The sequence below is a fragment of the Pseudonocardia sp. KRD291 genome (assembly GCF_019263595.1).
Lineage (GTDB): Bacteria > Actinomycetota > Actinomycetes > Mycobacteriales > Pseudonocardiaceae > Pseudonocardia.
Map to the genome: position 1 here is coordinate 1 of NZ_JADQDD010000069.1, position 23,431 is coordinate 23,431.

Here is a 23,431-nt window from a genome sequence, read left to right on the forward strand (position 1 = left end):
CCCCGCACGGAGGGGCACAAGCGCGGCGAGGCGTCGCTGATGGACGTCGCCCGCGGCTGCATCGACGTCGGCGTCCGGTGGCTCTCGGCGTACGCGTTCTCCACCGAGAACTGGCGCCGCAGCCCGGACGAGGTCCGGTTCCTGATGGGCTTCAACCGCGACGTCATCCGCCGCCGGGTGGACGAGATGCACGAGATGGGCGTCCGGGTCCGCTGGGCCGGTCGGCGGCCGCGGCTGTGGCGCTCGGTGATCCGCGAGCTCGAGGTGGCCGAGGAGAAGACCCGTCACAACGACGTGCTCACCCTGACCATGTGCGTCAACTACGGCGGGCGCGCCGAGATCGTCGACTCGGTCCGCGAGATCGCGAAGCTCGCCGCCGCCGGGAAGATCAAGCCCGACAAGATCGACGAGCGGATGATCCGCAGGCACCTGGACGAGCCGGACATGCCCGACGTCGACCTGTTCGTGCGCTCATCCGGCGAGCAGCGGACCTCGAACTTCCTGCTCTGGCAGAGCGCGTACGCCGAGATGGTCTTCCTGGACACCCTGTTCCCGGACTTCGACCGCCGCCACATCTGGCAGGCGATCGAGATCTACGCGCGGCGCGACCGGCGCTTCGGGGGCGCGGCCGATGCCACCGACGAAGGAGCCCGATGAACGACCCGGCGATCACCGCCATGCTGGACACCGCCCGGACCGCGCTGGAGCGCTTCCACGACGTCGAGTCCGACGACGACGGCGCGCTCACGTTCGCCCACGGCGGCGTGCTCTGCGTCGTGCAGGGCACCGAGCTGGAGGAGGGCCTGCCGGTCCTCAACCTCACCTGCGTCGTGGCCTGGGACCTGCCCTTCGACTCCGACGTGCCGACCCGGGTCGCGATGGGCGTCGGCGAGGGCCTGTTCGGCACCCCCCGGGTGATCCGCGGCGAGCACGGCTGGGACGTCACCCTGCGCTACGCGTTCCCGGCCGCGGGCCTGGCCGAGCATCCGATGGGCACCCTGTTGATGCTGGTCGTGGCCAGCGCGTCGAGCATGCGGGCGGAGCTGGTCGAGGCCCACGGCGCGTGAGCTCCGCGTCCGACGGGCCGGCCGGCGTTCCCGTCCGCCGCGTCCTGACCCTCGGCGGGCTGACAGCGTTCGGGCCGCTGTCGCTGGACCTGTACCTGCCTGCCCTGCCGCAGCTGACCGGGGCCCTGGACACGACCGAGACGCTGGGCCAGGCGTCGATGTCGGTCTGCATGATCGGGCTGGCGGTCGGGCAGCTGCTGTTCGGCCCGCTCACCGACCGTCTCGGACGGCGGATCCCGCTGCTGGTCGGGGTCGGCGTCTACGCGGTGACCGCGGCGCTGTGCGCGGTCGCGCCGTCGATCGAGATCCTGCTGGTGTTGCGGCTGCTCGGAGGCCTGGCCGGGGCGGTCGGCATCGTGACCGCGCGGGCGATCGTCCGCGACCTGTACTCCGGGGCCGAGGCGGCGCGGGTGTTCTCGCTGCTGATGCTGGTCAGCGGCGCCGCGCCGGTGCTGGCCCCGGTCCTGGGCAGCCAGCTGATGCGGGTCACCGACTGGCGGGGGCTGTTCCTGGCGCTCGCGCTGATCGGGGTGGTGCTGTTCGCCGCGGCGCTGACCCAGCCCGAGACGCTGGAACCGGACGCGCGCCGCGGCGGCGGGCTCGCGGCCACCCGGGCGGCCCTGGGCGGGGTGCTGGCCGACCGCTCGTTCCTGGCGCCGGTGCTGGTGCTGTCGCTGACCACCACCGGGATGTTCGTCTACATCGCGATGGGCAGCTACGTGCTGCAGGACGGCTACGGGCTGGGCGCGCAGGCCTACGGGATCGTGTTCGCCGTCAACGCGCTGGGCATCGTGGCGGCGGGGCGGGTCAACTCGCTGCTGGTGCCGCGGTTCGGGGCGCTGCGTCTGCTGCGCGCCGGCGTCGCGGTGGCGCTGGTCGGGGGCGTCGCGCTCGTCGCCGGCGTGCTGGTGAGCGACTCGGTGTGGGCGGCGCTGCCGCCGCTGTTCCTGGTCGTGTCCGCGGTGGGCCTGCTGCTGCCGAACGGGACGGCGCTGGCCCTGGACGGACAGGGCGCCGTCGCCGGGTCCGCGTCCGGGGTGCTGGGGCTGGCGCAGTTCTCGTTCGGCGCGGTGATCCCGCCGCTGGTGTCGATCGGCGGGGTGACGGCGCTGTCGATGGCCGTGACGATCCTGGCCACCGGGGTCGCCGGGGCCCTGGCCGCGGTGCTGCTGCGACCGGGGCGCCCGGCGTAGACCGTCAACCCAGGGTGGGGGGCTCGGTCGGGCTCCCCTCCTCGCTCAGGTGCACCAGCGGCAGCGCCGCCAGCTCGGTCGGCGTCATGTTCTGCGCCACGCCCAGCACGTCGTTCTGCGCCTTCGCCATCCTCGCGTCGACGAGCCCGGACAGGGCGTAGGCGACGCGGCCGAGCAGCCGCACCGTCGTCTCGTCGACGATCGGTCGCGGGGTGGACACGATCGCCACCCCCTGCGGCGCGCCGTCGTTGGCCTGGGCCACGCCGATCGAGTACGACTCGCGCGGGTTGAGGTGCCGGGAGGCGTAGTGGTCGCGCAGCTTCGTGACCATGTCGTGGAAGCCGGTGACGTCGCCCTCGAGTTCGAGCGTGCCCAGGTCGTCCGTGGTCAGGGTCTTGGTCCGGCCGCTGAAGCAGCGCACGTAGCCGATCAGCGCGCCCGTCCACAGTGCCTCGACCAGGGCCGGGTCGGCGTCCACCTGCACCGGGCCGGAGTCCGGCGACCCGAGCGCGGTGACCAGGTGCTCGCAGCACCGCAGGACGTACTGCAGGTCCTCGAACACCGACGCCAGCTGGGCCAGCTCACCGGACTCGGGGACGTCGATGCCGCGGACCGAGGACGGTGCCGGGACCGGGGCCTCCTCGGTCGGGGTTCCTCCGCTGTCGGTCACGTGAACGTCCGCCTCCTTGCGTTGCCGGCCCGGAGGTTAGCGCTCTGTGAATGTGATGCCGATCTCGTTATGAGACGTCGCGCTCGGCGGCGCACCGCCGGCACAGACCGAAGATCTCGATCGTGTGGCTGAGCTCGACGAAGCCGTGCTCGTCGGCGACCTTCTGCGCCCACGCCTCGACGGCCTGGCCCTCGATCTCCTCGGCCGCCCCGCAGCGCCGGCAGACCAGGTGATGGTGGTGGTGCGCGGTGTCGCAGCGCCGGTAGACGGCCTCGCCGCTGCCGGTGCGCAGCATGTCGACCTCGCCGCCGTCGGCCAGGGTCTGCAGCGTGCGGTAGACCGTGGTCAGGCCGATGCCCTCGCCGGTCCGCCGCAGCTCCTCGTGGATCTCCTGCGCGGAGCGGAAGTCGTCGAGCCGGTCGAGCAGGGCCGACACCGCGGCCCGCTGGCGGGTCGCGCGCAGCCCCCGCGGTCCGGCCGTGCTCTTGTCGACGGTCGCCGCCGGATCGTTCACGCGTCCTCCTCGACGTGCGCGACCGCGTCCACGACGATGTGCGCGAGGTGGTCGTCGACCAGGGTGTAGAGCACCTCGCGGCCACGCCGCTCGCCCTCCACGACGCCGGCCGCCTTGAGCACCCGCAGGTGCTGGCTGATCAGGGGCTGGGTCACCCCGAGCGCGTCGACCAGGTCGTGCACGCAGCGCGCGTGCTCGAGCAGCTGCAGCACGATGGCGATCCGCACCGGCGCGGCGAGCGCCCGCAGCAGGTCGCCGGCCGCGGCCAGGGTGCGCGGGGTGCGCACCGGCCCGGGCGCGGCGATGGGGCGCTCATCGGGGTGCTCGCCCTCCGGGTCGTGCCTGGTGTCCGGTGCGATCGACATCGTCGTTCCAGTCTCCGGGAGCGGCGGCCACGCCCCCGGCGGTTGTCTCGCCGAGCCGGCCGCACCTCCATCGTAGGCGGGCCGCTATGGTCGCGTCCGTGCTGCTGGTCTGCCGGTTCTCCGTCGCGGCCGCCGACGCCTCCCGTTTCGCCTCCCGCGCGCACCGCGCACTCGAGCTCCTGGGCTCGGCCGAGGGTTTCATCGACGGTCAGGCCGGACGCTCCGTGGACGACCCGCAGAGCTGGATCCTCACCGCCCGCTTCGCCTCGATCGACGCCTACCGCCGCGCCCTGTCCCCGTTCGAGGTCCGCGAGCACGTCATCCCGCTCCTCTCGGAGGCCGACACAGACGCCCCCAGCACCTACGAGACCCTCCTGGCCACCACGGACGGCATCACCACCCACCACACATCCCTACTGGCCGACCAACTCCCGCCCCCAAGCCCGTAGACGCGCACGAAACCGGCTCCCGCGCGTGCCGTGATGCGCGCGGGAGCACCGATCGGTGCGCGTTGCCGGGCCGGGACGGGGTCCGGACGGTCGGCGAACGCGCAGCGGGTTGTCCACAACATGGGCCGGGGGTGGCAGCAGGGACGAGTTGTCCACAGGCCCGGCGGACGCTGCTGGCGTCGATCCGGAAGGCGGTCGACCCTCGGCGGGGTGGATATCGAGAAGGGTGAGCCGGTGCTGCGGGCCGACCTCCTGGGCCGGGGTTTCACCGACGACGAGGTACGGCGCGCGCGACGTGCCCACCGGTGGACGCCCCTACGACCCGGGGCCTACCTGCCCGAGGACGACCCGAGGCTGAACGTGCCGGACGACCGGCATCGGCTCCTGGCCCGGGCGACGGTGCCGCGGCTCGCGGCCGGTGCCGTCGTCAGCCACGTGTCGGCGGCCGTCCTGCACGGCCTGCCCGTGTGGGGCGTGCCGCTCCGGACGGTGCACGTCACCCGGGACGCACGGTCCGGCGGGCGCACGAGCAGACACGTGCAACTGCACGCCGCGCCGATCGGGCCCGACGAGATCGTGGTGATCGACGGCCTCGCCGTGACGACGCTCGCCCGCACGGTCGTCGACGTCGCCCGCACGGCTCCGTTCGAGACGGCGGTCACCATTGCCGACGCCGCTCTGTTCTCCCGTCAGCTGACGTGGCCCGAGGTCGACGAGGCGATGGTCAGGGCGGGACGGCGGCGTGGCGGGCCCGCGTCACGTCGCGTCGTGGCGTTCGCCAACGGGCTGGCGGACGGTCCGGGGGAGTCCCGCAGCCGGGTGCGGATGAGTGGGCTCGGGATACCGCGACCGGTTCTGCAGCACGTCGTGCGGGATCGGGACGGGCTGTTCGTGGCCCAGGTCGACTTCTGGTGGCCGGGATCCGGCGTCGTCGGCGAGTTCGACGGCCTGATCAAGTACGGCCGGTCGCTCAAGCCGGGGGAGGAGTCCGCCGAGGCGGTGTACCGGGAGAAGCTCCGCGAGGACGCGATCCGTGCCCAGAACGACGTCCGGACCGTGATCCGGTGGACCTGGCGGGACATCGACACCTTCGCCGACGTGGCCGAACGGCTCCGCCGCGTGCTGTCCCCGCCGCGGTGAGCGAACCGGGCGCTCGGCGCCGGTGGGCCTGCCGCCCCGTAACGCGCGCGAGTCGGTGCTCCCGCGCGCGTCATGTCGTGCGCGTTGCCCGGTTCGGTGCGCGTCCAGGCGGATCCGAGGTCGGAGTCGGGCGGGCGGAAAGGGAGCGCGGGTGGCGGATAGGCTGGTGAGCCCATCCGGTCACCGCGGGTGGGCCGATCCGCACCGCTTCCAGGAGTACCTCCGTGGCCAGCAAGCCGACTTCCTCCACGATCGAGACCATCGTCGCGCTCACCAAGCGTCGCGGGTTCGTCTTCGCCTCGGGGGAGATCTACGGCGGTACGCGCTCCGCCTGGGACTACGGCCCCCTCGGCGTCGAGCTCAAGGACAACATCAAGCGCCAGTGGTGGCGCACGATGGTCACCGGGCGCGAGGACGTCGTCGGGCTCGACTCGTCGGTCATCCTGCCGCGCAAGGTCTGGACGGCGTCGGGTCACGTCGACGTGTTCACCGACCCGCTGGTCGAGTGCACCAGCTGCCACCGGCGCTTCCGGGCCGACCAGCTGGCCGAGGAGTTCGCCGAGCGCAAGGGCCGCGACCCGGAGGCCGCGGACCCGTCCGAGCTCTCCGAGGTCCCCTGCCCGAACTGCGGCACCCGTGGCCAGTACACCGAGCCGCGCGCGTTCTCCGGCCTGATGAAGACGTTCCTCGGCCCGGTGGAGTCCGAGGAGGGCATGGCCTACCTGCGCCCGGAGACCGCGCAGGGCATCTTCGTCAACTTCCTCAACGTGCAGACGACCTCGCGCAAGAAGCCGCCGTTCGGCATCGGCCAGATCGGCAAGAGCTTCCGCAACGAGATCACCCCCGGCAACTTCATCTTCCGCACGCGCGAGTTCGAGCAGATGGAGATGGAGTACTTCGTCGAGCCGGGCAGCGACGAGGAGCTGCACCAGTACTGGATCGACGAGCGCACCCGCTGGTACACCGACCTCGGCATCGACCGTGAGAACCTGCGCCAGTACGAGCACCCGAAGGAGAAGCTCTCCCACTACTCGAAGCGCACCGTCGACATCGAGTACCGGTTCGGCTTCACCGGTCAGGAGTGGGGCGAGCTCGAGGGCATCGCGAACCGCACCGACTTCGACCTCACCACGCACTCCAACCACTCGGGCGTCGACCTGTCGTTCTACGACCAGGCGAACGACGTCCGGTACAAGCCGTACGTGATCGAGCCGGCGGCCGGTGTCGGCCGGTCGATGATGGCGTTCCTGATCGAGGCCTACACCGAGGACGAGGCGCCGAACGCGAAGGGCGGCGTGGACAAGCGCGTCGTGCTCAAGCTGGACCGCCGCCTCGCCCCGGTCAAGGCCGCGGTGCTGCCGCTGAGCCGCAACGCCGACCTGTCGCCGAAGGCGCGCGACCTGGCCGCGGCGCTGCGCCGGAACTGGAACATCGACTTCGACGACGCAGGGGCGATCGGGCGCCGCTACCGCCGTCAGGACGAGATCGGCACGCCGTTCTGCCTGACCGTCGACTTCGACACGCTCACCGACCAGGCCGTGACGATCCGCGAGCGGGACACCATGGCCCAGGAGCGGGTCGCACTGGACCAGGTGGAGAGCTACCTCGCCGCGCGCCTGGTCGGTTCCTGAGCCGGCGACGCCCTGGCAAGAAAACCCCGGGGCGTCGTCAGGACCCGTAGGCCAGCAGACGCACACCCAGCTCGCGCTCGGTGGCGCGCAGGTCCTCGAGCTGCTCCGCGGTGAGGGTGGCGAACGGGGACTCCGGCTCGTAGGCCACCAGCGGACCCCCGAGGCGATCCTCCAGGGAGCGGATGCGGGACAGGGCGGGCTCGTCCAGTTCGGCCGGACGCAGGGACGGGGCGCTCATGGTGACCTCCGGGAGTGCTCTCGTGAGGCGGCCCAGAGTAGAACCGGCCGGTGCGGGACGGCACGCCGAAGCGCCGCCGCGGCCCCGATCGGGCGGCGCCCGTCGGTGACCGGCCCCGGCTCCTCGATCGGCGGTCGAGGAGCCGGGACGGTCAGGCTCCGGCCGGGAGCAGGCGGTCGACCAGGTCGGCGAGCGTGACCAGGCCGAGCTGCTGCCCCTCGGACTCGACCAGCGCGATGTGGCTGCGCCGCTCGCGCATCGCGGTCACCGCGGCGTAGGCCGGGGTGTCCGCGGACAGTGTCAGGACCGGGCGCATCAGGTCACGCGCGGTCGTCTCCGCCGGGCGGGTGAGGGTGTCGCGGACGTGCACGAAGCCGATCGGCGTGCCGGCGTCGCGCACCAGCAGGCGCAGGTGCCCGGTCTCGCGGGCGGCCCGGCGGATGCGCTCCACGACGTCGTCCGCGGCCACCCCGCTCGGCTCGTGCACCAGCTCGCGCAGCGGGGTGCGCTCGAGCTCCAGCGCCGTGACGAGCTGGTCGCGGCTCTCCGGGTCGAGCGCGCCGGTGCGCGCCGAGTGGTCGACGAGCTCGCGCAGGTCGTCCGGTGTGCGCCCGGAGGCCATCTCGTCGACCGGCTCGACGCCGACCGCGCGCAGGCAGCGGTTCGCGATCCCGTTCAGCGAGACCAGGATCGGCCGGGTCACGACCATGAACCCGCGCATCGGCAGCGCCAGCATCGTCGCCGAGCGCTCCGGGTGCGAGATGGCCCAGGACTTCGGCGCCATCTCGCCGACCACCAGGTGCACGAACGTGACGACGATCAGCGAGAGCACGAACGAGAGCACCCCGGCGACGGTCGAGCCCATGCCCCAGCCCTCGAACACCGGCGACAGCGCGGCGTCGACGGCCGGTTTGGCCACCGCACCGAGGCCGAGCGTGCACAGCGTGATGCCCAGCTGCGACCCGGCCAGCAGCAGCGAGATGTCCTTCGCGCTGCGCAACGCGGCCCGGGCGGCCGCGCTGGTCGGCGCGGCCTCCTCGAGCCGGTAGCGCCGCGCCGCGACGAGGGCGAACTCCACCGCCACGAAGAACGCGCTGAACGCGACAAGGCCGATCGAGACGACGATCTCCGTGACGCTCATGCGCGGGCCTCCCGATCCTCGTCGCGACCGGACGCGACCGGCTCGGCCCAGTCGAGCCGGACCGTTCCCGGCACCCGCCGGTCGATCGCGGCCACCGTGATCCGCAGCGTGCGGTCCGGCTCGTCCTCCTCGGCGGCGTCGGCGGGGACGGTCACCTCGACCGTGTCGCCGACGCCGGCCATCCGCTGCAGGCGGGCGATCACGAGACCGCCGACGGTCTGGTAGTCGCCCTCGGGCAGGTCGGCGCCGATCAGCCGGCCGACGTCGTCGACGTGCCTGGTGCCGGGGACGACCCAGCCGCCGTCGGAACGGCGGGCCTGATCCGAGCCCTCGGCGTCGTGCTCGTCGGTGATCTCGCCGACCAGCTCCTCGGCCACGTCCTCGACGGTGATCACACCGGCCAGGCCGCCGTACTCGTCGACCACGCAGGCCAGCTCCTCGCCGGCCTCGGTCAGCCGGTCGAGCACGGCGGGCAGCGGCAGCGACGACGGGACCAGCACCGCCTGCCGCATCAGTTCCGAGACCAGCAGCGAACCAGGCTCCCGGTCGCCGAGGTCGCGGTCCTCGAGCGCGAGCACGTCGCGCAGGCAGACGACGCCGACCAGGTCGTAGCCGGTGTCGCCGTCGTCCCCGGCGTCCGGGGCCGGGCCGAGGACGGGATAGCGGGAGTGCTGCGACGCCATCTTCGTGACCAGGTCCGCGACCGTGTCGTCGGCACGGACCCAGGACACGCGCGGACGCGGGATCATGGCCGCGCGCGCGGTGCGCTCGGTGAAGTCCAGGGCCCGGTCGAGCAACGTCGACAGCTCGGGACGCAGGTCGCCGGAGTCCCGGGAGTCGTCGATGATCGCCTCCAGGTCGCGCGAGGTCGCCGAGTGCTCGACGTCGTGCACCGGTTCGATCCGCAGCGCCTTGAGCAGCAGGTTCGACGCGGCGTCGAAGATCGTGATCAGCCAGCCGAACAGCCGGAGGTAGATCCCGGTGGACAGCGCCAGCCGCCGGGCCACCGGCTCCGGGCGGGCGATCGCGAGGTTCTTCGGGAACAGCTCGCCGAACACCATCTGCACGACCGTGGACAGCAGCAGCGCCAGCACGGTGCCGACCGCGATGCCGACGGCGGTGGGCACTCCGACGCCGCCGAGCAGGGTGCCGATGCCGTCACCGATCAGCGGCTCGGCGACGTAGCCGACCAGCAGGCCGGTCACGGTGATCCCGAGCTGGGCGCCGGAGAGCATGAACGAGGTGCGGTGGGTGATGGCCAGTGCGCGCTGCGCGCCGACGTCGCCGTCGGCGGCCTGGGACTTCAGGCGCGCCCGGTCGACGGCCATGTAGCCGAACTCCTGGGCGACGAAGTAGCCGGTCAGGGCCGTGATCGCAACGACCACGACGACGCCGAGCAGGATGCCGAGCACGGTGGTAATCACGTGCGGCTCACCGCCGGCTCATCGGCGGAGGGATTCTGCGGGGAAAGAGTGACGCGCCACCCGGATCGGGCGGCGCCGGTACTGTCGGAAGGGTCCATGACTCCTGGCTCGTGGGCGGTTCCGGCGAACACACGGTGAACGTGTGCCCGGATCGTACGGTTCCCGGCAGGTCCGGGTGGGCCCCGCGGGAGTGATGTCCGCGCCATCGCCCGCCCGGGCACGCGGCCGTTCGGACGCACCTCGTGGGCCGGTCGGTGCCTGCCCGTCGCGGGGGCCGCCGTTCTGTCGGGGGTGATCGCTACCCTGGCGAACGTGACCACCCCCACCGCGGCGTCCGGTCCCCACCCGGGTCCCGGCACGGATCCCCGGCGCGAGCTCGGCGCCGCCCTGCAGCGCTGGGCCTGCGGCGCCGACGGCCCCGGCATCGGCGTGGTGCGGGTGCTGGAACGGCACGGCTTCGGCTCCGTCGAGTCCGGCCAGCTGCTGGCCGGCACCTCCGGCGGGGACGTCAGCGGTCTGCTCTACCTCGGCGCGCTCGACGACACCGCGCGTCCGCTCGTCACGTCGGTGGCAGGCGGCGGTGCCCGCGTCGAACAGGCACAGGTGGCCGAGACCCCGGCCGTCGCGGCCGGGCTGGCCTGCGCGGGTGGGGCGACCCTGCTGGGACACACGCTGCCCGCCGACGCCGCGTCGGCGCTGGGGGAGGCGCTGGAGGCGGCCCGTCCGGCGGCACTGCTCTCGACCGTCGACGGTGCGCACGCGCTCGTGCTGACCGGCCCGGAGCTCGAGCACCTCCACGGGTCCCTCGGTGAGGCGTCGGTCCGCGACGAGGCCGTGACCGCGGCCCGCGGGCTGCTGCGCCGCGGCGCGACGGCCACCGAGCAGGTCACCGCGGCCGGGACCGACGTGCTGGTGGACCTGTGGGTCCCGACGCCGTCGGTGGTCGTGGTCGGCGAGGGCGCCCTCGGCGAGGCCCTGCACGGTCAGGCCCGGCTGCTGGGCTGGATCTCCCGGACCGTCACCGGCCTGGACGAGGCACGCGCCGCCGTACAGGCGTTCACCGACGCCGACGTGGTGGTGCTGCTCGACCACGACCCGGCGTTCGACGCGATGCTGCTCGACGGGCTGCGCCACGGGCGCGGCTTCCTCGGCGCGCTGGGCTCGCGCCGCACCCAGTCGGCCCGGCGGGAGCGGCTGCTCGCCGCCGGGGTCACCACCGAGGAGCTCGAGGCGATCCACGGCCCGGTCGGCCTGGACCTGGGCGCGCGCACCCCGGCGGAGACGGCCGTGTCGATCGTCGCGCAGGTGATCGCGCTGCGGGCCGGTCGCTCGGCCTCGGCGCTGGCCGCCTCCGGCGGGCGGATCGGCGGATGAGTGTTCCCACCTCACGCCGGCGCCCGGCGTCCGGCGCAGAACCCCCGACCGAGCCGCTGCGGACCTCCCGGCGTCTGCGCGACCGCCCGCCGCCGGTGCGGATGCGACGGATGAGCTGGCCCGCGAGGCTCCTGATCGGCGCGCTGCTGATGGCGGTGGCCGTGGTCGGGACGACCGCGCTGCGGGTCTGGCAGGTCGCCCGGATCGACGACCAGCGCCCGGTCGACGCCGTCGTCGTGCTCGGTGCCGCGCAGTACAACGGCGAACCCAGCGCGGTCCTGGCCGCGCGGCTGCGGCACGCGGCCCAGCTCTACGAGGACGGGGTCGCCCCGCGGATCGTCACCGTCGGCGGCAGCCAGAGCGGGGACCGCTTCACCGAGGCCGAGGCCAGCCGCAACTACCTCGTCGAACGTGGTGTCCCGGAGCAGGCGGTCCTGACCGTCAACGAGGGCGCGGACACCCTGCGCAGCGTGCAGGCCGTTGCGGCGAGGGCCTCCGAGCAGGGGTGGGAGTCGGCGCTGGTGGTCTCCGACCCGTGGCACAGCCTGCGCGCCCGCACGATGGCGCGCGACGCGGGCCTGGAGGCGTGGACGTCGCCGACCCGCAGCGGACCGATGGTGCAGACCCGCGAGGCGCAGTTCAGCCAGATCTACCGGGAGACCGGTGCGCTGCTGTTCTACGAGCTCACCCACGCGCCGGTCGACACCGCGACCAGCGGCCTGGGCTGAGGCGCCCGTGTCCGCCGGAACCGGCGCCCCCGGCTCCCTCGACGATCCCGTCGCGTCCGGTGCCCCCGGGTACACCGCGGCGGACACCGAGCGGATGCTGCCCGAACGCCCGAAGGGCTCCGGCCTCGGCGAGCGCGGCCGGGTGGAGCGGCGCAGCCCGTTCTCCCGGGACCGCGCCCGGGTGCTGCACTCCGCGGCGCTGCGGCGCCTGGCCGGCAAGACCCAGGTCGTCGGACCGGGGGAGGGCGCCGAGGTCAGCGGCATCCCCCGGACCCGTCTGACGCACTCGCTCGAGGTGGCCCAGATCGGGCGCGGGATGGCCGAGGAGCTGGGCTGCGACCCGGACGTCGTCGACGCCGCGGGCCTCGCCCACGACATCGGCCACCCGCCGTTCGGGCACAACGGCGAGCGCGCGCTGGACGAGGCGGGCGCGGCCTGCGGCGGCTTCGAGGGCAACGCGCAGACGCTGCGGATCCTGACCCGCCTGGAGCCGAAGTCCGAGTCCTCGGACGGACGCAACGCGGGCGGGCTGAACCTGACCCGCGCCACCCTCGACGCGTCCACGAAGTACCCGTGGGCCCGGCGCGGAGGCGAGCGCAAGTTCGGTGCCTACGCCGACGACGAGCCGACCCTGGCCTGGGTCCGGCTCGGCGCCCGTCCGGGGGAGCGCGCCATGGAGGCGCAGGTCATGGACTGGGCCGACGACGTCGCCTACTCCGTGCACGACGTCGAGGACGCGGTGCTCTCGGGCCGGATGGACCTGGCGGTGCTGTCCTCGCCCACCGAGCGGGCCGAGCTGGCCCGGGCCGCGGCGCTGCAGTTCGGCGCGGACGCCGCCGCCTGCGAGGACGCCGCCCGGCGCCTCGACGAGCTGCCGGTGGTGCGTGCCGTGCGCGGCTTCGACGTCGCGGTGGCCGGCGGCGCCGACTACGCCGCGATGAAACGGCTGACCAGCGAGCTGGTCGGACGGTTCGCGCTCGCGGCCACCGACGCCACGCTGGACGCCCACGGCGACCGCGCGCTGCGCCGCCACGACGCCGACCTGCACGTCCCCGGCCCGGCCGTGGCCGAGGTCGTGCTGCTCAAGGCCCTGGCCACCCGGTACGTGATGAGCGACCGTGTGCGGCTGGCGATGCAGGCGGGCCAGCGGGAGCTGCTCGCCGAGCTGGTCGGGGCACTGCTCGACGGTGCGCCGGGCACGCTCGACCCGGTGCGTGCCGAGGACTGGGCCGCCGCGCCCGACGACCGGGCCCGGCTGCGCGTGGTGATCGACCAGGTCGCGCTGCTCACCGACCAGCAGGCCGTCGGCCGGCACGCCCGGCTCGTCCGGGGGCGCTGAGGGGCCGCCGACTCGTCCGGTGGCCGAGGGGCGCCGCTTCAGCGGTAGGTGTTGGCGGGCGCGTTCGCGTCGGTGGGCAGGGCCTGGCCGGGGCAGGTGTCGAGGATCCGGGTGATCGCGTCCCGCTCGGCGGCGGTCACCCAGAGCGTGTAGCGCGCCTTCACCGCGACCTGCCGCGCGACGTAGGCGCAGCGGTAGCGCATGTTCGGCGTCAGCCAGGTCGCGGCATCGCCGTCGCCCTTGCGGGCGTTCGTCGGACCGTCGACGGCGACCAGGTTCAGCGGGTCGTTGCCGATCCTCTGGCGGGTCGCGGCGTCGAGCTGCTGGGCGCCCTTCTGCCACGCGTCGGACAGCGCGATGACGTGGTCGATCTGCACGTCGCTGCTGGATGCGGCGCCGCGGGTGAACGCGACCGTGCGGGCGGTGTAGGGGTCGCGCAGGGACCCGGTGAGCACGACGCAGTTCCTCGTCCCGGGCTTGAACGTCTCGGCGTCCATGTCCCGCGCCAGGACCTGGTTGCGCTGGTCGCAGCCGTCCCGGTCGATGTCGGCCCAGCGCCGGCCGAACTGTTCGCGGGTGTAGCCGGTCTTCGGGGCGCGCCCCTTGACCTGGAGCGTCGCCAGCGCGGCGGCCGCCGTCCCGGTGCGCGCGGCCGTCGGCTGCGCGATCGCATCAGAGCCGGACGAGCCGGACGAGCCGGACGAGGCGGGCACGACGGTGTCGGTGCGGCTCGTGCCCGGAGGCGTCGGTGCCGCGGTCGGGAGATCGAGCGCCACCCCGCACGCCGCCGTCGGGAGCAGGGCCGCCGAGACCGTCAGGGCCAGAACCGTGGAACGCCATCCGTGCACCGATCGATGATCGACGTCCGGGAGCCGCGCGCCGCGCGGGGACACGCCCGATCGGCGATCGCACCCTGTCGGGAGAACCACACCGGCGCCGGCACGGGCCCGGAGACCTCGCTCACCTCCGGCAGTTCCCGTTTGGCCGGATGTTTAGCGATGCGATGCACTGGAGGGATGCGCAGCACTGCGGGACTGGACCGGTGGACCGTGCCCCTGCTCAGTGTGCTGTTCGTCCCGCTGTGGGCGTCCGGGTTCATCGCCGGCAAGATCGCGACGCAGCACATGGAGGTCCCGACCGTCCTGCTGTGGCGGTTCGTGATCGCCGCCGTGGCGATGGGCGCGGTCGCGGTGCTCACCCGTCCCGCGCTGCCCCGCGGGTCGGCCTGGGCCCACCTCGCCGTCACGGCCCTGCTGCTGCAGGTCGGGCAGTTCTCCGCCGTCTACTCCGGGCTCGCGAACGGCGTCCCGGCCGGGCTGTCCAGCCTGATCCTGGGCATGGCCCCGCTGCTGGTCGGGCTGCTCACGCCGCTGCTGCTGTCCACGAAACTGGGCCCGGCCCCGGTGTTCGGCCTGGTGATCGGCGCTGCAGGCGTGTACGTCGTGCTCTCCGACGAGCTCGGCGCGAGTGTCGGCGGCATCGGCGGCTCGGTGGTCTTCCCGGTGCTCGGGATGCTGTCGCTGACCGCCGGCACGCTCTACCAGAAGAAGTTCAACGAGGACACGCCCGTCGTGACGACCGTGATCGTCCAGATGCTCACCTCGCTGGTCGTCACCGTGGTCGCGATGCCGTTCCTCGGCGCGGCCTGGCTGCCCACCGACACCGGCGGCTGGGCGGCGGTCGGCTGGCTCGGCGTCTTCAACTCGGCGGGCGCGTTCGCGCTGATGTTCCTGCTGCTGCGGATGCGCTCGACGGTGCACGTCAGCTCGCTGCTCAACCTGGTCCCGGCGACCACCGCGCTGGTCGCGGTGCCGGTGCTCGGCGAGGCGCTGACCGTGCAGGCGGTGGTGGGCCTGGGCATCGCGCTGGTCGGCATGTACGTCGGCCTGGGCCTGGTGCGGCGCCGTCGCAGGCGGGAGCCCGAACCCGTGAGCGGCTGATGACCGCGGCCGTGTCACATCTCGGCGCCCCGTCTCGTCCCCCTGGTGAGGACGATTCGAGGAGGACGAGATGGCACGTATCCCTGCCGTGGACGACGACCGGGCCGGTGTGTGGGGCCGGCTGGTGTACCGGATGGCCCGCCGCCGCTACGGCTCGGTGCCGGAGCCCTTCGCGGTGGCCCGGCACCACCGCAGGCTGTTCTGGGCCGGGCTGGTCACCGAGCTCGCCTGGGAACGGTCGGTCGGCGTGCTGCCGGCGCGGGTCCGGGAGCTGGCGGTCTACCGGACGGCGACGGTCATCGGCTGCTCGTGGTGCGTCGACTTCGGCACCATGCTGCAGCGCCTCGACGGCCTCGACGTCGAGCGCCTGCGCCACATCGAGGACTACGCGACCGACCCGCTCTACCGCGACGACGAACGGCTCGCGATCGCCTACGCCGACGCGATGACGGCCCAGCCGATGACCGTCACCGACGACCAGGTCGCGGCGCTGGAGGCGGAGTTCGGCCGCGCCGGGCTCGTCGAGCTGACCCAGATGATCGCGGTGGAGAACCTGCGCGCACGGGCCAACCACGCGCTCGGCATCACCGACCAGGGCTTCGACGCGGCCTGCCGGATCCCGGGGGCGCAGGCCGCGGGACACCGCTCAGGCGGGTAGCCGGGTCAGCTTGTCCGGGTTGAGCACCGAGAACACGCCGCGGACCAGGCCGTCGGAGAGCGCGAACACGGTGACCGTGGTGGTGACCGCCCCGGCCCCCGGCACGAGCCATCCCGGCTCGCCGTTGACCAGGACGGAGCGGCCGTCGAGCAGGCCGTCGCCGTAGCGTTCGCGCAGGCCCAGCAACAGGCGGGCGACCTTGTCCGGGCCGGTGACCGGGCGGAGCGCGGCCTGCACCCGGCCGCCGCCGTCGTTGCGCAGGACGACGTCCGGGTGCAGCAGGGCGACCAGCGCGCCGACGTCCCCGCGGCCGAGCGCGTCGGCGAACCGGCCGAGCGCGGCCCGCTGCTCGGCGTCGGTGGCCGGCGGCGGAGGGCCCGCCTCGGCGATCGCGCGCCGCGCCCGGGACGCGTGCTGCCGCGCCGACGCCGGGGAGCAGCCCAGGACCTCGGCGATCGAGTCGAACGGCTCGGCCAGCGCCTCGTGCAGCACGAACGCCACCCGCTGGGCCGGGCTCAGCTCGTCGAGGACGACCATCGCGGCCATCCGCACGCCCTCGTCGCGGACGACCGTCGCCAGCGGCCCGGCCTCCTCCGGTGTGGTGACCAGCGGCTCCGGCAGCCACGGGCCCACGTAGCGCTCGCGCCGGACGGCGGCCGAGCGGAGCCGGTCCAGGCACAGGCGCGCGACGACGGTGGTCAGCCATCCGCGCAGGTCACGGATCTCCTCCGGCCGCTCGCCCGCCTGTGCGTCGTCGGGGGCCAGCCGCAGCCAGGCCTCCTGCACCGCGTCCTCGGCGTCGGCCAGGCTGCCGGTGATCCGGTAGCCGACCCCGAGCAGGTGGGCGCGGTGGCACTCGAAGGCCTCGGCACCGGTCCCGGTCACCCCGGGAACGCTACGGCCGGCCCCGCGCCGACACCCCGGAGCCGAGCACACGGTGAGATGACGGTCATTCCGCTCGCACGCTGCCGGAGCGCCATGGACGACATCTCACCGCGTGAAGTCGGGCGACGCGGCCGACGACCGGGACCCGACCTCACGGCGGCCGCGTCGGTGTCGGGGTGCGGGCCTAGAATGCGGGTGTGGCAGGGCGGATCCGGGACTCAGACATCACCGAGGTCCGCGACCGCACCCGGATCGACGAGGTGGTCGGCGAGTACGTCGCGCTCCGCAAGGCCGGTGCCGGGTCGCTCAAGGGCCTCTGTCCGTTCCACGACGAGAAGTCCCCGTCGTTCAACGTGCGGCCCTCGCACGGCACGTTCCACTGCTTCGGCTGCGGCGAGGGCGGCAGCGTCATCGACTTCATCATGAAGATGGAGGTCATCGGCTTCCCGGAGGCGGTCGAGCGGCTCGCCGACCGGGTCGGGCTGCGGCTGACCTACGAGGGCGGCGGCAGCTCCGTGCAGCGCGACCGGGGCACCCGCTCCCGGCTCCTCGAGGTCAACCGCAAGGCCGCCGAGTACTACACCGCGCAGCTGCACACCCCGGCCGGCGCGCCCGCGATGCGCTTTCTCACCGAGCGCGGGTTCGACGCCGCCGCGGCCGAGAAGTTCGGCTGCGGCTACGCCCCCGCGGGCTGGGACACCGTCACCAAGCACCTGCTCTCCCAGGGCTACACGCTCGACGAGCTGATCAAGTCCGGCGTCTCCAAGGAAGGCCGCCGTGGCGCGATCGACCGCTTCCACCGCCGCCTGCTCTGGCCGATCCGCGACCTCGGCGGCGACGTCGTGGGCTTCGGCGCGCGACGGCTGTTCGACGACGACGGCATCGAGGCCAAGTACCTCAACACCTCCGAGACGCCGGTGTACCGCAAGACCCACGTGCTGTTCGGCCTGGACCTCGCCAAGCGCGAGATCGCCAAGCGGCGCCAGGTCGTCGTCGTCGAGGGCTACACCGACGTGATGGCCATGCACGAGGCCGGCGTGCACACCGCCGTCGCGTCCTGTGGAACGGCGTTCGGCTCCGAGCACGTCTCGGTGATCCGCCGCCTGATCGGCGACGACTCGTTCGACCTCGGCGAGGTGATCTACACCTTCGACGGCGACGCGGCCGGGCAGGCCGCGGCGATGAAAGCGTTCGACGGCGAGCAGAGCTTCGCCGCGCAGACGTTCGTCGCCGTCGCCCCGGACGGCCAGGACCCCTGCGACCTGCGCAACAACCACGGCGACACCGCGGTGCGCGACCTGGTGGCGCGCCGCGAACCGCTGTTCGAGTTCGCGATCCGCTCGATGCTGCGCGAGCACGACCTGAACTCGGTCGAGGGCCGGGTCGCGGCGCTGCAGCGCACCGTCCCGCTGGTGGCGCGGATCAAGCGCGAGGACCTGCGCGACGAGTACGCGCGCCGCCTGGCAGGTTGGACCGGCTGGGAGGACATCGCGGTCGTCGTCCGCCGGGTGCGGGAGTCGGCCGGGAACCCGGCCCCGGCGAGCACGGGCCCGTCGAAGGGCCGCAAGCAGGCCGAGACCGCACGCGAGAAGCCGACGGCGCCGGCCCGCGACGACCCGCGGCTGCACATCCAGCGCCAGGCACTCAAGGCGGCGCTGCAGATCCCGGCCGTCGCCGGGCCGGGCTACGACGAGCTGCCCGAGGCCGCGTTCACCCACCCGGCCTTCGCCGCCGTGCACCGGGCGATCACCGCGGCCGGGGGAGTGTGCGCCGGGATCGAGGGCGGGGCCTGGCTCGACGCGGTGACCGCGGAGACCACGACCGACGAGGTCCGCCACCTGGTCAGCGAGCTGGCCGTGGAGGCCCTGGAGCTGCCGCGGCGCAACACCGACGAGGGCCGCTACGTCTCCGGCCTGCTCGCCGGGGTCCGGATGTCGCTGGTCGACGCGCAGATCACCGAGATCAAGTCCCGGCTGCAGCGCACCAACTACGAGACCGACCCGGAGACCTACAACGAGCTCTTCGGCGACCTGGTCCCACTGGAGCAGTACCGGATCGCGTTGCGCGAGCAGACCAGCGGAGTGGCCACGTGAGTTTTGTGAGGAGGCTGTTCGGGCGGGAGCGGGTCCCCGAGGGTGTCGCCGCGGGCCTCGGCGCGGACGAACACGTCGTCGCGCAGGCGGCACTCGCCGGGGGCGGGCACCTCGTCGTCACGTCGTGGGGGCTGTGGCTGCCCGAGGAGCCGCCGCGACGCCTCGGCTGGCACGAGATCGCCAAGGCGGCGTGGAACTCCGGCACGCTCGAGGTGACGGCATCGACGGCGCGGGAGGTGTCCGGGCCCGGCACGGTCGTGCTGACCGACGAGCGCCCGCGCCGCTACCGCCTCGACGAGCCCGGCAAGGTCCCGCAGGCCGTACACGAGCGCGTCACCGGCTCGATCCGCTCGCGCAGCCACCGCGACCTGCCCGGCGGCGGAGCGTGGGTCCTGCAGCGCAAGGTCCCCGGCCGCGACGGGCTGATCCTGCAGATCCGCCCCGACCCCGGCACCGACCCGGCCGCCGTCGAGCGCCTGGCCCAGGGGGTGTCGGCGCGGATCGGCGGTAACGACGGCGCGGCCCGCCCCGATGACAGGCCGTGATCTCCTTCGGAACCCGCTCGGGATGACCACGACCTGGGACCCCGCGCTCTACCGTGCCTTCGACGACCACCGCTCCCGCCCGTTCCACGACCTCGTGGCGCGCATCGGTGCGCCGTCGACGGGCGCGGGCGCCCCGCGGCGCGTGGTCGACGCCGGCTGCGGCCCCGGGCACCTGACGCCGGTGCTCGCGCAGCGCTGGCCGGGGGCGACCGTGGAGGCGTTCGACGCCTCGCCGGACATGGTCGCGAGCGCGCGGGACAGCGGGGTGGCGGCCGAGCTCGTCGACGTCGTGGACTGGACCCCGCCGCCGGACACGGACGTGATCGTCTCGAACGCCGTCCTGCACTGGGTGCCCACGCACGCCGAGCTGCTGACCCGCTGGGTGCGGGCGCTGCCGTCGGGTGCCTGGCTCGCGGTGCAGGTGCCGGGCAACTTCGAGGCTCCGTCGCACGTCCTGACCCGGGAGGTCGCCGCGCAGCCGCGCTGGCACGACCGGATGTCGCTGCGCGGCGCGGTGACGGTGCAGGACCCGGCCGGCTACGCCGACCTGCTCACCGCCGCCGGTGCGGACGTCGACGTGTGGGAGACGACCTACCTGCAACGCCTGACCGGCGACGACCCGGTTCTGCGCTGGATCAGCGGCAGCGCCCTGCGCCCGGTGCGCGACGCGCTGAACGACGACGAGTACGCCGCGTTCGTCGACGAGCTCGCGGGGCACCTGCGGACGGCCTACCCGCCGTCCGCGGACGGGACGACGTGGTTCCCGTTCCGCCGGATCTTCGCGGTGGCGCGCGTCCGCTGAGACCGTCGCCCGGGCAGGGTCAGTGGTTCCCGCCGTCGCGGCGCACGTTGGCCACCGCGCCCTCGACCGTCGCGCGGGCGATCCCGGCCGCCCCCTGGACGGCGGGGTGGTCCGCCGTGCGCTGGTAGGTCCGGACGAGCTGCTCGTACCGCTCGCGCCCGGCACGGGTCCCCAGCACGTACCCGACGCCGATCCCCAACAGGAACTTGAGCATGCCCCACCTCCTCGTCGTCACGACCGTACCGCCTGCGCCGGAGCGATCTTCTCGCAGGCCACGGCACCGTGCCGAGGGCCGAGGGGCCCTCGGGTCGGGTGCGGAGCGCGTGTTGTAGAGTCCTCCCCGTCGTCAGGTGATGTTCAGCCGACGATGACGGTCCTCCGTAGCTCAATGGCAGAGCACCCGACTGTTAATCGGGCGGTTACTGGTTCGAATCCAGTCGGAGGAGCATTCTCCCAGGTCAGGCCCCATCTTCCGGGTCACGACCATGATCGACCCCCAGGAAACCCCCAGAAATGGATTCTTGGGACGAGCCGTTGCCGAACACCTCCAGGACATCCCGCGCGCCGGTCGAGGCGACCTTACGGCCGAAGTAGAAGTCCTGTGTCATCGAGATTTTCGAGTGCCCGAGCTGGTCGGCCGCCTGGCGCGCCGAGAGCCCCGCATTGTCCATCAGCGTCGCGACGGTCTTGCGGTACACGTGCGAAGTCACCCAGCCGTAGTCCGCGCGAGCGAAGATGTCCCGCAGGTCCGCCTGCGTGTTCGACGGGTCCCGCAGGCCACCCATCACAGCCGGGAACACCGGGTCCGAGCCCTCACCGGCGGCGTCGGCCAGGCGGGCGCGCAGCATCGCCACCGCCCACGCGGGCAGCTCCAGCGTGCGATGTCCGCTCTTGCTCTTGGGCTTCCACTTGATCGACAGACCGTGTCCCTTCACCCGGATCACGGTGCCGCGGACCTGGACCGTCCCGGTGTCCAGGTCGAGCGCATCCCAGGTGACCGCCGTCGCCTCACCGATCCGCAGGCCCGTCGCCAGCATGAAGTCGGTCAGGTCCACCAGGTCGAGCTCCCGGCACCGCTTGTCGGCGTGCAGTTTGCCGCGCAGCTCGACAGCTTCGGGCAACGTCAGTGCGCGGGTGGATGCGCGGTCGCTCTCGATCCGCCCGACGTCGCGCACCGGGTTCCGGTCCATCGCGTCATGGCGCACCGCCAGGCCCACCATCCCGCTGAGGATCGTGCGGACCGTCTTGGCGGCCGCGGTGCCGTGCCGGTCGTGCACCTCCACGACGAAGCGGTCCAGACGCCCGGTGCTCAGCTCCCGCACCCGTAGCCGGCCAACCCCGTCCCGGACGTGGCGGTCGTACTGGAGCCTGTAGAGCGCCAGCGTGTTCGGCGACCGCTTCCCCAGCGTGACAGCTCGCTCGATCTCGCCGAGCCACAACGCACCCAGCTCCCGCACCGTCGAGTCCGCCGTGATCTCGCCGTCTCGTGCCGCCCGCCCACGCTTGGACAGCGCCGCCAGGAGCAGTTGCCGCGCTGCGGCGTCACTGGATCCGACCTGCTCCACGTGCCGAATCACTCCGTCGTGGTCGCGAAATTGCGTGCGAGCCCGGTAGCGCTTCGGGCCAAGCCGGTAGACCCGGATGCGACCGTGGGTGCCGATCGGCAGCGGCGGGCGGGCCATTACGCGACCTGGTCCCGCAGGGATCCGACCCACGTCCGGACCTCCTCCGGGATATACCGAACGTGCTTGCCCATCCGGCGCCCGGGAGGGCCATAGCCCTGGCTGCGCCAGCGGTAGAGCGTCTGGACCGGGATACCGAGGTACTCGGCGACCTCCGTGACGCCCCACAGCCTTTCGATGCCGGTCATGACGTCCTCCCGTGCTCGGTGCGGGTCTCGTAGTGGGTGCGTCGTTGTTCGCGTCGTCGTTCGGCGATGCCGAGGGCGATCTCGCGTTCGGCGTCGTTGCGGTGGCCGATCTGGGCGACCTGCCAGTCGTTGACGACCAGCACGGAGCCGGGTTCGGCCGGGGTGTCGAGGGCGGCCAGGGTCTCGCCGAGCCGGTAGGTGCGGCGTTCGCCGCGGATGGCGCCGAAGGTGGTCGAGTAGGCGCGGGACTTGGTGAGGAAGTGGCCGCGGAACCCGAGCATGTGCGCCCACCGGCGCAGGTTCAGCTCCGCGTAGGCGTCGAGGCCGCCGAGCTCCCACGCGGTTTCGATCAGGCGCCGGTGGTGGTCGGTGATATCGAGGTGGCGGAGGTGGGCGATGTCGCGGATGGGGCGGTCGGTGGCCTCCGATTTGCCGGTGCCCTTGGTGGCGTATTTGGCGACGTAGGCGGCAAGGGCGGTGTCGGTGATCTCGCCGTCGTCGTCCTCGAGGCGGGCGGCGGCGGTGGAGGTGATGGGGCGGATGTCGACCTGGGAGCCCCACTCCAGCAGCAGCGGCGTCCCGTCGGGGCGTTCGACGGTGAGGCAGACCGCGCGGACGGCGTCGCGGATCGCGTCGTTGAGGCCGTCGGTGGTGATGGCGGCCGGGGCGCGGGTGGTGGGTCCGTCGGGGCCGTCGAGGCGGACGACGGCGTGGAAGTGGACCAGGCCCCGCCGCTGATACTCGGCGACCTTCGCGTAGGACAGGCGTGCGTGATCTTTGAAGTCGCGGACCTTGACCCCGAGCATCTGGGCGAGGGTGCGGCGCAGCCGGATCGCGAACCGGTTCCAGAGCTTCCCGGCGTTGGCCTGCCAGAGGACCGCGCCGATGTAGTCGTGTCCGTCGGGGTCGGTGGCTCCGCCGACGCGTGGGTCGTCGGGGTGGTGTTTGTCCCCGCATCCGCAGGGCACCACGAGCCCACGTCGGGACACCCGGCGCGTGTGCACCGGCCCGAAAGACGGGGCGGTGAGGGTGACGAACGCGCGCGGGTGTTCGACGGCGGTGTCGGGGACGCCCTTTCCGCCGGCCATCCCTGCGCGGATGAGGTGGTAGGCGTCGGAGGCGTAGCGGTCCGAGCAGGCCGGGCACACGCTGGCGCGCCGGTTCCCGCACGGGGCCAGGATGTCGCCGTCGCGTTCGGCCAGCACTGCCCCGGTGTCGCGGTCGTGGATGCGCGAGGAGCCGGTGAGGTGGATGGGGGCGGCGCAGCCGCCGATGGCGGTGACCTCGCGGCGCCAGTCCTGGAAGTCGTCGGAGCGCAGCAGATGGGAAAGGTCTACATCGGTCTGTGTGGTGGTCATGGGCGGC

At 73.3% G+C, this 23,431-nt stretch carries 26 protein-coding genes and 1 tRNA gene; 15 read left to right on the plus strand and 12 right to left on the minus strand.

Annotation, left to right across the window (positions count from 1 at the left end):
• The 3 genes from uppS to I4I78_RS12305 form a co-directional block, all read left to right on the plus strand.
• Positions 1 to 657: polyprenyl diphosphate synthase (gene uppS, locus I4I78_RS12295; RefSeq protein ID WP_218611417.1), on the plus strand; the 657-nt coding region annotated here is incomplete at its 5' end.
• Positions 654 to 1,067: a hypothetical protein gene (locus I4I78_RS12300; RefSeq protein ID WP_218611418.1), complete on the plus strand. Its 414-nt coding sequence runs from the start codon at positions 654 to 656 to the stop codon at positions 1,065 to 1,067. The genes uppS and I4I78_RS12300, both read left to right, overlap by 4 nt.
• Complete coding sequence (locus tag I4I78_RS12305; RefSeq protein ID WP_218611419.1) at positions 1,064 to 2,260, plus strand: multidrug effflux MFS transporter; 1,197 nt, start codon at positions 1,064 to 1,066, stop codon at positions 2,258 to 2,260. The genes I4I78_RS12300 and I4I78_RS12305 overlap by 4 nt, the downstream gene beginning before the upstream one ends.
• 4 nt (positions 2,261 to 2,264) lie before the next feature.
• Here I4I78_RS12305 and I4I78_RS12310 read toward each other — a convergent pair whose 3' ends face one another.
• The 3 genes from I4I78_RS12310 to I4I78_RS12320 form a co-directional block, all read right to left on the minus strand.
• On the minus strand, positions 2,265 to 2,930 hold the full coding sequence (locus I4I78_RS12310; protein WP_218611420.1) for a hypothetical protein: 666 nt from the start codon (positions 2,928 to 2,930) through the stop codon (positions 2,265 to 2,267).
• A 67-nt stretch (positions 2,931 to 2,997) separates the two neighbouring features.
• Positions 2,998 to 3,444, minus strand: a complete 447-nt coding sequence (locus tag I4I78_RS12315; protein WP_218611421.1) for a Fur family transcriptional regulator — start codon at positions 3,442 to 3,444, stop codon at positions 2,998 to 3,000.
• Entirely contained in the window at positions 3,441 to 3,809 is a 369-nt protein-coding gene (locus tag I4I78_RS12320) for a helix-turn-helix transcriptional regulator (protein ID WP_218611422.1), read from the minus strand. The genes I4I78_RS12315 and I4I78_RS12320 overlap by 4 nt, the downstream gene beginning before the upstream one ends.
• 98 nt (positions 3,810 to 3,907) lie before the next feature.
• Here I4I78_RS12320 and I4I78_RS12325 point away from each other — a divergent pair, with 98 nt between their 5' ends.
• The 3 genes from I4I78_RS12325 to I4I78_RS12335 all read left to right on the plus strand — a co-directional run bounded on the left by I4I78_RS12325 (position 3,908) and on the right by I4I78_RS12335 (position 7,029).
• Positions 3,908 to 4,258, plus strand: coding sequence for an antibiotic biosynthesis monooxygenase (locus I4I78_RS12325; protein WP_218611423.1), 351 nt, complete (start codon positions 3,908 to 3,910; stop codon positions 4,256 to 4,258).
• A gap of 210 nt (positions 4,259 to 4,468) precedes the next feature.
• Positions 4,469 to 5,398, plus strand: a complete 930-nt coding sequence (locus tag I4I78_RS12330; RefSeq protein WP_218611424.1) for a hypothetical protein — start codon at positions 4,469 to 4,471, stop codon at positions 5,396 to 5,398.
• A 224-nt stretch (positions 5,399 to 5,622) separates the two neighbouring features.
• Complete coding sequence (locus I4I78_RS12335) at positions 5,623 to 7,029, plus strand: glycine--tRNA ligase (protein ID WP_218611425.1); 1,407 nt, start codon at positions 5,623 to 5,625, stop codon at positions 7,027 to 7,029.
• A gap of 37 nt (positions 7,030 to 7,066) precedes the next feature.
• Here I4I78_RS12335 and I4I78_RS12340 read toward each other — a convergent pair whose 3' ends face one another.
• The 3 genes from I4I78_RS12340 to I4I78_RS12350 form a co-directional block, all read right to left on the minus strand.
• On the minus strand, positions 7,067 to 7,267 hold the full coding sequence (locus tag I4I78_RS12340) for a hypothetical protein (protein ID WP_218611426.1): 201 nt from the start codon (positions 7,265 to 7,267) through the stop codon (positions 7,067 to 7,069).
• A 151-nt stretch (positions 7,268 to 7,418) separates the two neighbouring features.
• A complete protein-coding gene (locus tag I4I78_RS12345; protein ID WP_218611427.1) occupies positions 7,419 to 8,408 on the minus strand; it encodes a hemolysin family protein in 990 nt (329 codons plus the stop codon).
• Positions 8,405 to 9,832 carry a hemolysin family protein gene (locus I4I78_RS12350; protein WP_218611428.1) on the minus strand — a complete coding sequence of 476 codons (1,428 nt, stop codon included), beginning with the start codon at positions 9,830 to 9,832 and terminating at the stop codon, positions 8,405 to 8,407. Before I4I78_RS12350 ends, I4I78_RS12345 begins: the two co-directional genes overlap by 4 nt.
• Before the next feature lie 312 nt (positions 9,833 to 10,144).
• On the opposite strand from I4I78_RS12350, the gene I4I78_RS12355 reads away from it, so the two are divergent.
• The 3 genes from I4I78_RS12355 (at position 10,145) to I4I78_RS12365 (ending at position 13,273) form a co-directional block, all read left to right on the plus strand.
• Positions 10,145 to 11,206, plus strand: a complete 1,062-nt coding sequence (locus I4I78_RS12355; protein ID WP_308252055.1) for an XdhC family protein — start codon at positions 10,145 to 10,147, stop codon at positions 11,204 to 11,206.
• A gap of 101 nt (positions 11,207 to 11,307) precedes the next feature.
• Positions 11,308 to 11,934, plus strand: a complete 627-nt coding sequence (locus I4I78_RS12360) for a YdcF family protein (RefSeq protein ID WP_218611439.1) — start codon at positions 11,308 to 11,310, stop codon at positions 11,932 to 11,934.
• Positions 11,935 to 11,941: 7 nt separating this feature from the next.
• Positions 11,942 to 13,273, plus strand: coding sequence for a deoxyguanosinetriphosphate triphosphohydrolase (locus tag I4I78_RS12365; RefSeq protein WP_308252056.1), 1,332 nt, complete (start codon positions 11,942 to 11,944; stop codon positions 13,271 to 13,273).
• Between the two features lie 38 nt (positions 13,274 to 13,311).
• Here I4I78_RS12365 and I4I78_RS12370 read toward each other — a convergent pair whose 3' ends face one another.
• Complete coding sequence (locus I4I78_RS12370; protein WP_308252057.1) at positions 13,312 to 14,121, minus strand: HNH endonuclease family protein; 810 nt, start codon at positions 14,119 to 14,121, stop codon at positions 13,312 to 13,314.
• Positions 14,122 to 14,289: 168 nt separating this feature from the next.
• Here I4I78_RS12370 and I4I78_RS12375 point away from each other — a divergent pair, with 168 nt between their 5' ends.
• A complete protein-coding gene (locus I4I78_RS12375; RefSeq protein WP_218611429.1) occupies positions 14,290 to 15,213 on the plus strand; it encodes a DMT family transporter in 924 nt (307 codons plus the stop codon).
• A gap of 70 nt (positions 15,214 to 15,283) precedes the next feature.
• The gene (locus I4I78_RS12380) at positions 15,284 to 15,871 is read left to right on the plus strand and encodes a carboxymuconolactone decarboxylase family protein (protein WP_218611430.1); all 588 of its coding nucleotides are present in this window, start codon (positions 15,284 to 15,286) and stop codon (positions 15,869 to 15,871) included.
• Here I4I78_RS12380 and sigJ read toward each other — a convergent pair.
• The gene (gene sigJ / locus I4I78_RS12385; protein WP_218611431.1) at positions 15,860 to 16,756 is read right to left on the minus strand and encodes an RNA polymerase sigma factor SigJ; all 897 of its coding nucleotides are present in this window, start codon (positions 16,754 to 16,756) and stop codon (positions 15,860 to 15,862) included. The two genes, I4I78_RS12380 and sigJ, sit on opposite strands and share 12 nt — an antisense overlap.
• Positions 16,757 to 16,953: 197 nt before the next feature.
• Between sigJ and dnaG the strand changes: the two genes are divergently transcribed.
• Genes dnaG through I4I78_RS12400 form a run of 3 tightly spaced genes read left to right on the plus strand, consistent with a single transcriptional unit; the run spans position 16,954 to position 20,196 of the window.
• On the plus strand, positions 16,954 to 18,849 hold the full coding sequence (gene dnaG, locus I4I78_RS12390; protein ID WP_218611432.1) for a DNA primase: 1,896 nt from the start codon (positions 16,954 to 16,956) through the stop codon (positions 18,847 to 18,849).
• A complete protein-coding gene (locus tag I4I78_RS12395) occupies positions 18,846 to 19,394 on the plus strand; it encodes a hypothetical protein (protein ID WP_218611433.1) in 549 nt (182 codons plus the stop codon). Before dnaG ends, I4I78_RS12395 begins: the two co-directional genes overlap by 4 nt.
• A 22-nt stretch (positions 19,395 to 19,416) precedes the next feature.
• On the plus strand, positions 19,417 to 20,196 hold the full coding sequence (locus I4I78_RS12400; protein WP_218611434.1) for a trans-aconitate 2-methyltransferase: 780 nt from the start codon (positions 19,417 to 19,419) through the stop codon (positions 20,194 to 20,196).
• A gap of 19 nt (positions 20,197 to 20,215) precedes the next feature.
• On the opposite strand, the gene I4I78_RS12405 is transcribed toward I4I78_RS12400, so the two are convergent.
• Positions 20,216 to 20,410 carry a hypothetical protein gene (locus I4I78_RS12405; protein WP_218611435.1) on the minus strand — a complete coding sequence of 65 codons (195 nt, stop codon included), beginning with the start codon at positions 20,408 to 20,410 and terminating at the stop codon, positions 20,216 to 20,218.
• Between the two features lie 160 nt (positions 20,411 to 20,570).
• Here I4I78_RS12405 and I4I78_RS12410 point away from each other — a divergent pair.
• Positions 20,571 to 20,642: transfer RNA gene (locus I4I78_RS12410), tRNA-Asn, on the plus strand.
• Positions 20,643 to 20,654: 12 nt separating this feature from the next.
• Here the strand turns inward: I4I78_RS12410 and xerC are convergent.
• The 3 genes from xerC to I4I78_RS12425 form a co-directional block, all read right to left on the minus strand.
• Positions 20,655 to 21,761 carry a tyrosine recombinase XerC gene (gene xerC / locus I4I78_RS12415; RefSeq protein ID WP_218611436.1) on the minus strand — a complete coding sequence of 369 codons (1,107 nt, stop codon included), beginning with the start codon at positions 21,759 to 21,761 and terminating at the stop codon, positions 20,655 to 20,657.
• A 116-nt stretch (positions 21,762 to 21,877) separates the two neighbouring features.
• Positions 21,878 to 22,066, minus strand: a complete 189-nt coding sequence (locus I4I78_RS12420; RefSeq protein WP_218611437.1) for an AlpA family transcriptional regulator — start codon at positions 22,064 to 22,066, stop codon at positions 21,878 to 21,880.
• Positions 22,063 to 23,424 (minus strand): replication initiator, encoded by a 1,362-nt coding sequence (locus tag I4I78_RS12425; protein WP_218611442.1) that lies wholly within the window; start codon positions 23,422 to 23,424, stop codon positions 22,063 to 22,065. Before I4I78_RS12425 ends, I4I78_RS12420 begins: the two co-directional genes overlap by 4 nt.
• Between the last annotated feature and the right edge of the window lie 7 nt (positions 23,425 to 23,431).